This is a genomic window from Streptomyces sp. NPDC054932, assembly GCF_053610205.1.
In genome coordinates, this window is sequence record NZ_JBSGXU010000294.1 from 1 (window position 1) to 6,730 (window position 6,730).

Here is a 6,730-nt window from a genome sequence, read left to right on the forward strand (position 1 = left end):
GGACACCGTCATGTCATTCGGTTTCGTTGCCTTCCACTACCCGGCCCCCGAGCACGTCGATGAGTTCGTCGCCGAGTGCCACCGGGTCGCCGAGGTGCTGCGGCAACAGCCGGGCTTCCTGTCCGTCGGGGTCTGGGTCACCCCGGACGGCGTCGCCGTCGTCACCACCGGCGCGTTCGAGTCCGAGGATGCCTTCCGGGCGACGGCGGGCATGGCCCGCGAGATGGGTGCGACGCCCGACGGCCTGAGCGACCTGGAGGTCAGGCCCCGCGAGGTTCACTTCCTTGAGTCGCGGTAGGAACGCCGCGAACGTGCGTGTGACGGAGGTCGGACGGCCCGGGCGCAGGGGCACCTGAATCGGCGGATCGCACCGCGCAGGGCGTCAGGGCGAGGACGACTCCTGCAGGTAGGCGGCGATCAGGGCGAGGTCGTTCGCGATGGACAGGACCTCGGTGGGGTCGGCGGTCGGGGTGGAGGCGCCGTTGACGCCCGCGTAGAAGGTGTCGAAGCGACCGCCGCCCTTGTCCAGGTAGCCCGCGATCGTGATGGCGCCGACGGCCAGCCGGTCGTTGAGGGCGTCGCCGCCGACGGCCGCGCCGGTCTTCGCGAAGACCTTGCCCCGCGCCGGACAGCTGCGGCAGTTCTCGGCCAGCAGGCCGTCGACACCCAGGATGGGCAGGGCCTCCCGGAACAGCCGTGCGTCCGGGGTGCGCTGCCAGTACGCCAGCATCTGCACCAGCACCTGGGGCGTGGCCCGGTCGGCCGGGTTGCCGCCGCGGCCGTCCATGAGCTGTGCCTGTTTGCGGTCGACGCCCGCACGGTCCAGGAAGTCGGCGAGCACCGGGAAGCCGGCCGGGCACTGGTTGCTGTCCGCCGTGACGGCCAGCAGGCAGATGCCGAGGTTGGCGCCCAGGTTGTGGCTGACCTTGAGGATCAGCTTGGCGTACTGGGCGTAGGGCGGCGAGGTGTACGCGGCCACCCGCGGCCGCCCGTCGTAGTCGCGCGGCAGCCGTGCGACCGGGTTGGGGCCCGACGGGTCGGCGGTGACGTGCACACCGGCGCGTTCGAGCGCCTCGATCAGCGCGACGCGTCCGAAGGCGGCCGGGTCGTCGACCGGGGAGGTGCGCAGCAGCGGTTCGGCGTCCGCCGCGATCGTTCCGGTCAGCCGGATCCGGGTGCCGCCGTCGGTGGCGGTCACCGTGACCGCGGTCGGTTTCCCGGCCGCCACCGTCTTCACGGCCGAGGTGACCTGGTACGGAGCCACCTTCGGCCGCCAGTCCAGCCGGGCGGCCGCGCCGGGTTCGTCCCCGGGGCTGGTCAGGAGGTCGATCAGGTTGTCGTTGATGATCAGGGGCGTCGGGGTGGGGACGAGCTCCGGGTCGGGGAGGAAGAGCCGGCTGTCGACGATCACGTCGCCTTCGACGCGGGTGATGCCGGAGTCGCGCACCTGCCGGGCGAGCAGGTCGATCCCGGCGAGCGGATTCTCCGGGGTGAGGGTCGCGCCGGGGAAGTCGTTGGCGTAGGTGTGGTCGAGGTCGGTGTACGCGACCGTGCCGTCGGGGCGCGTCCGGCCGCCCATGGTGAGGTCGCCCTGGGCGACGAGATCGAGGTCGCCGGTCAGCGTGGCGCCGTCGCGGTCGCCGACCGCGTAGACGGGGGTCACGAACCGGTGGTCGGCGCCGAGGATGTCCCAAGGGCCCGAGACGCTGAGGAGTTTGGCGGTGGATCCGGGAATGAAGAACTGCGCGGGGAACAGGCTGTGCACCACACGCCCGTCCGGATCCGTCTGCAACAGGCCCCACTGGGCGTTGCGGTAGTCCGGCTTCCGCATGATGTCCGTGATGCGGGGGTCGAGACCGCCGAGGCCCGTGTCGCGCGACGGGGACGGGGACAGGGACCTGGACGGGGAAGGGGAAGGCGTCGGGTCCGCGCCGGTCGCCGTGCCCGAGGCGAGGGCCACGAACAGCAGGGCGGCGCAGGCGGCGGCCGTACCGCGCCGCAGGGGTGCGGGGTGGATCGGTCTGCTCACAGCGCGCTCCGTTCGTCGCGGCTGTCCCATTGCTCCCGAGGCCAAGCAACAGGGTGGCACGGCCGGGCCGCCGGGGCGCGCCGGGCGGATCGTTCACTCCTCGGTCGGCAGCCAGCAGCCGTGCAGGCCGAGCGGGACACGGACGGGGATGCGGGCGCGGGCCACCGGGCCGGAGGCCGGGTCCTCGGCGGGGATGACCAGGAACCAGCTCGACCCGTCCGTACGGTCGGTGGCGAAGGTCAGCCAGTAGCCGTGTTCCTCGGAGCCGGAGCCGAAGCCGGAACCGGAACCGGAGGAGCCCGGATCGGGATCCGCAGCCCGGCCGGGGTCGGGGGCGAAGACCGGCTCGCCGACGGACAGGTTCCCGGCCGACCAGACGCGCGAGGTGCCGGTCTCGGCGTCGTACCAGCGCACGGCGTCGTACTCGCCGGGCAGCAGGTCCGTCCGCCCGGTGTCGGTGGCCAGTGCGGCGTACCGGTGGTGCCGGCCGATGCGCCGGTCGTCGACCCGCGGGAACTCCACCCGGGAGTCGTCCAGCAGGGAGCGGGTCATCCGGCCGACGGCGGGGTCGATGCGCGCCCGTACCAGGCCGCCGCTGATCGGTTCGGTGTCCTCCTCCGGGCCGCCGACGGTCAGCCTGCTCCACTGCACGTAGTCGAGGACCACCGGGGCGTCCTCGCCCGGGCCGTCGTCGTACGCATTCACGGTGTGCCACACCCAGAAGGCATCGTCGTCCGCCCAGCGCGGCGGCGCGCCGTCGCGCGGGATCAGCGCCACGCGCGTGCCGCGCTCGGGGCGCCAGGCCAGGAAGGAGCCGCCCGTCATGGCCGCGTCCAGGTCGAAGAAGGCCGGGGCGAGGACGAGGACGGCGTAGCGGCGGGTCAGGGCCATGTCGTGGATCATCATCGGCTCGTCCACCCCGTCGACGGGCGTGGGTCCGCGGCCGACCGTGCCGTCGCGGTCGATGACGGACCAGGTCAGGTAGGGCGGCTCCAGGCCGTAGCAGAAGACGACCATCTCGCCGGTGACCGGATCGACCTTGGGGTGGGCGGTGATGCCCGCGGGCAGGCCGCCGCCGAAGTCCTCGCGGCCGAGCGTCGCCAGCCCGTCGCCGATGCGGAACGGGCAGGCCGACTCGGCGAGGGCCAGCAGGCGGCCGGCATGGCGGACCACATTGATGTCGGGGAGGTCCTTGAAGGTGTCCGCGAGCTCCAGTCCCACCTGCCCGGCGTCCGGCATGATCATCGATTCGAGGCCGCCCCACAGGGCTCGGCCGGCCCGTTCCTCGGCCAGCAGCGCGGGCGTGCGGACGAAGCGGTTGCGGTAGCCGGCCCGGCCGCCCGAGATACGGACGCCGTGCAGCATGCCGTCGCCGTCGATGGGGTACAGGTACGAGCCGATCGGCGTGAAGCGCGGATTGGGTCCGTTGCGCAGGTACAGGCCGTCCAGGGTGTCCGGCAGCTCGCCCGTCACCTCCAGGTCCGCGATGTCGACCTCCTCGGAGACGGGCGCGAAGGCCCCCAGCAGGTGCGGGACGCGGGTGGGGTCGAAGCGGGGTGACACGTGCGTGTTCACAGGGCCTCCCGGGGTGCGCCCGGCAGGGTACCGACAGGTCGGGCGGTCCTCGGCGGGCGCGCTTGTACGGCACCTTCCAGTGAAACGCGCGTCGGGTGGGGCTGCCAGGCGGCCCGGAATGCGGCGGGGCGCGGACGCTCGGAGGATGGGGAGCGAGCCGGTCACCGTCCCCGGCAGGCCGGGGGCATCCGCTCCGTACCGCTGTGGAGGCCCGATGGCTGCGGACCGTACCGAGGGCAGGGACCCTGGCCGTTCGGGCATCTTCCTGGGGTTCGCGCCGTGGATCATCTTCGACATCGTGGCGGGCCCCAGCACCTGGAAGCTGGCCGCGCTCACCGCGCTGATCGCCTCGCTGGTGCTGAACCTGCCCGACATGCGGCGGGGCAGCGTCAAGCTGCTGGAGGTCACCGGCATGGTGTTCTTCGCGACCATCTCGATCCTGGCGCTGGTGCTCGACCGGCAGGACCTGATCTGGCTGGAGACGTACGCCCAGACGCTGGCGAGCACGGTGATCGCGGTCGTGGCCCTCGGGTCGCTGGCGTTCACGCCCTTCACCGAGCAGTACGCCCGCGAGTCCGTGCCGCGCGAGCACTGGGACTCGCCGCTGTTCCGCCGGACGAACCGTGTGCTGACGGCCGTGTGGGGCGGGGTGTTCGTGGTGATCGCGGTCTTCGGCCTGATCGCCGCGGAGACCGGGCACCACGGGGACTGGCTCAACTGGGTCGTCCCCGTCGTCCTGCTGGTGCTGGCCGTGAAGTTCACCGCCTGGTACCCGGATCACGTGCGCGCGGACGCACGGTCCGCGGGACGGGTGTCCTGAACCGGGCCCGAACCTCAGGCGGACGTGAACAGTTCCTCGTGCGCGCCGTCGAGGACGAACCCGTTGTCGAAGCGGACGCGAACCGTCACACGGAGCCTCTGTGCCTGGTGGGCGACCCACGCCGGTTCCAGCGAGCCGACCTTCTCCGCCAGCTGCTGCCTGCTCCCGGTGGGCATCTGATGGCCGAAGGAGTCGAGGAGCGACTTCAGGCGCTCGTACTCGCGGACGTCCTCGCTGCTCTGCCGCTCGTGCTCGTCCACCCGCTCGACGGTGCCCTCGGTGCCCGAAGCAAGGGCCAGGAACCCGGCGACGGTGTCCGCCGGCAGCGGGGCGTCCTGCACCGGCGTGACCGAGCCGGTCAGCCTGAGATCCGCGGCCAGCTTCACCCGGTGGCCTTCGTGCAACGTCATTGATCCTCAATCTCCCCGATCGGTGCACGAGCCTATCGGTGGCCCTCCCGCTCTGCTCGACCGGCACCGCTCGGTACGGGGACGACGGTCGTCAGCGCCGGACCGCGAGGTGATCGGCGATGGCCTCGTGGGTCAGGTGGAGGCCCGCCCGCAGAACGGCGTCGTGCCGGCTGGGGTGGGCCGCGCGGTGGGCGAGGTCCAGGCCGCGGGCCCGGGCGAGGCCGGCGGCACACTCGTCGCCGCGCAGGGCGGCGTCCAGGGTGCGGGCGGTGGCCCGCACCAGCGGGGCGAGGTCGCGCAGGGCGGCATCGGCATCGGGATCGGCATCGGGATCGGGAGCCGGATCGGCACCGGTGCCCGGTCCACCGGGACCGTCGGTCCTGGCGCGTTCCCGGAGTTCCTGCGTGAAGTACTGGAGGGTGACGGCGGTCCGGGCGGCGAGCCGCAGCCGCTCGTCGAGCGCGTCGGACCGGCGGCTCGGCGTCTTCGGGTGCCGCCGGGGGAACCACGGGAGTCCGGGGAGCCGCGTGCTCCGAGCGGCCCGGTCGTAGGCCGCGAGACCGTTCTGCGGTTGCCGCCACAGGTCCGCCTCCTCGGGGAGCTCCGCGTCGGCGGGAGGCCGCCCGTCGGTGAACCGGGCGGCGACCGTGCCGAGGAGGGCGCCGAGTTCGCTCCGGTAGGCGTCGAGGCCGGCCACGGCCGACCGGTAGGGGTCCGGCGGCCACAGCAGCGGCCCCAGCAGTACGACGGTGGCGATGCCGACGGCGCTCTCCACCAGGCGGGCCAGCGGGTAGCCCGGTAGGGCGGTCGCGTAGATCACCAGGGCCGTCACGAGGACCTGCTGGTTGGGGGAGCCGCCCCGGTACATCAGGTACATGCCCGCGCAGCCGCAGGCCAGTACGGCAAGGAAGGCCACCGAGGAGGCCACCGACACCGACGTCACCGAGGAGGCCGAGGACGGCGGCAGCCAGTGCAGTACGACCGTGCTCAGCGCGACGCCCACGACGACGCCCGCGAGCCGGTCCCACCCCAGGCGCGGAGCGGCGTTCACGTCCTCGCGCAGGATCAGTACGGCTGGCAGCGCGGCGGGCAGCGGGACCGTGCTCGTGCCCCACCACAGGCACAGGAACCAGGGCACGGCGGCGCACACGGCCAGGCGGGAGGCGGACCGCAGACGGGCGCGGGGCGGAGGGTTGTGCGGGACGGCGGCCGTACCGGGCATAACGGACATCGTAGGGCCCGGTAGCCGGTCCGCGTGCCCTCCGGCGGACGCGGCCCGCGCCCGTCCGCGGCCCGCGGCCGGGAACACCCGCCCGGCAGTGGCGGCGCCATCGACGGGACGGCCGCGCCCGCCTATGATGCCGACGCGCCACGCACCTCGAACATTCATACCCACACGGGTGATGACGGCCTCCGGGACCCGTACCGGAACCGCCGTTCACGCCCGACGAGTTCGGAGGTCCTGTTGAGCACATCCACGCGCGCCCCGCGCAGACTCGCGGCCCTGGCCCTCGGCCTGACGGCCGCGCTGGCCGCATCGGTGGGCCCGTCCGTCGCCGCGACGCAGAGCCATGCCGCAGCCCCGGTGATCCGTACGGCCGCCGCCGCCCCGACCGTGGGCAACCCGGGCAACCAGGTGTCCTACCAGTACGACTACGCCTCGTTACAGATGACCGTCGGCGGCGGCACGGCCCCGTACACCTGGTCGGCGGTCAATCTGCCCACCGGCGCCTCGATCAACTCCTCGACCGGCCTGATCCAGGGCCTCCTGCGCGGCAGTGGCATCCGTACCGTCACCGTCACCGCGACGGACGCCGCCGGTGCCAAGGGCTACACCACCTTCACCTGGCGCGTGATCCGCGAGGCCTGCCCCCGCTGCTGACCCGGTGCCCGGGG

7 protein-coding genes are annotated in these 6,730 nt (G+C 73.2%); 3 read left to right on the forward strand and 4 right to left on the reverse strand.

Going from position 1 to position 6,730, the window contains the following annotated elements:
- Positions 1–298 (forward strand): antibiotic biosynthesis monooxygenase (locus ACWGE1_RS39055; protein ID WP_453425224.1); only part of this gene is annotated, 298 nt, incomplete at its 5' end.
- An 84-nt stretch (positions 299–382) separates the two neighbouring features.
- On the opposite strand, the gene dacB is transcribed toward ACWGE1_RS39055, so the two are convergent.
- Together dacB and ACWGE1_RS39065 are read right to left on the reverse strand one after the other, a co-directional pair.
- Positions 383–2,029 (reverse strand): D-alanyl-D-alanine carboxypeptidase/D-alanyl-D-alanine endopeptidase, encoded by a 1,647-nt coding sequence (dacB, locus tag ACWGE1_RS39060; protein WP_453425225.1) that lies wholly within the window; start codon positions 2,027–2,029, stop codon positions 383–385.
- A 93-nt stretch (positions 2,030–2,122) separates the two neighbouring features.
- Positions 2,123–3,604 carry a carotenoid oxygenase family protein gene (locus ACWGE1_RS39065; RefSeq protein WP_453425226.1) on the reverse strand — a complete coding sequence of 494 codons (1,482 nt, stop codon included), beginning with the start codon at positions 3,602–3,604 and terminating at the stop codon, positions 2,123–2,125.
- Positions 3,605–3,818: 214 nt separating this feature from the next.
- Here ACWGE1_RS39065 and ACWGE1_RS39070 point away from each other — a divergent pair, with 214 nt between their 5' ends.
- Positions 3,819–4,424 carry a hypothetical protein gene (locus ACWGE1_RS39070; RefSeq protein ID WP_453425227.1) on the forward strand — a complete coding sequence of 202 codons (606 nt, stop codon included), beginning with the start codon at positions 3,819–3,821 and terminating at the stop codon, positions 4,422–4,424.
- Positions 4,425–4,438: 14 nt separating this feature from the next.
- Here the strand turns inward: ACWGE1_RS39070 and ACWGE1_RS39075 are convergent, their stop codons facing one another.
- Together ACWGE1_RS39075 and ACWGE1_RS39080 are read right to left on the reverse strand one after the other, a co-directional pair.
- Positions 4,439–4,834, reverse strand: a complete 396-nt coding sequence (locus tag ACWGE1_RS39075) for a hypothetical protein (protein WP_453425228.1) — start codon at positions 4,832–4,834, stop codon at positions 4,439–4,441.
- A gap of 91 nt (positions 4,835–4,925) precedes the next feature.
- A complete protein-coding gene (locus ACWGE1_RS39080) occupies positions 4,926–6,056 on the reverse strand; it encodes a hypothetical protein (RefSeq protein ID WP_453425229.1) in 1,131 nt (376 codons plus the stop codon).
- A gap of 243 nt (positions 6,057–6,299) precedes the next feature.
- Between ACWGE1_RS39080 and ACWGE1_RS39085 the strand changes: the two genes are divergently transcribed.
- Positions 6,300–6,716 carry an Ig domain-containing protein gene (locus ACWGE1_RS39085; RefSeq protein WP_453425230.1) on the forward strand — a complete coding sequence of 139 codons (417 nt, stop codon included), beginning with the start codon at positions 6,300–6,302 and terminating at the stop codon, positions 6,714–6,716.
- Positions 6,717–6,730: the final 14 nt, after the last annotated feature.

Excerpts from the sequence above, each read along its gene's own strand:
- ACWGE1_RS39070 (WP_453425227.1), top strand. The coding sequence starts at position 3,819 with ATGGCTGCGGACCGTACCGAGGGCAGGGACCCTGGCCGTTCGGGCATC.
- ACWGE1_RS39075 (WP_453425228.1), bottom strand. The coding sequence starts at position 4,834 with ATGACGTTGCACGAAGGCCACCGGGTGAAGCTGGCCGCGGATCTCAGG.
- ACWGE1_RS39080 (WP_453425229.1), bottom strand. The coding sequence starts at position 6,056 with ATGCCCGGTACGGCCGCCGTCCCGCACAACCCTCCGCCCCGCGCCCGT.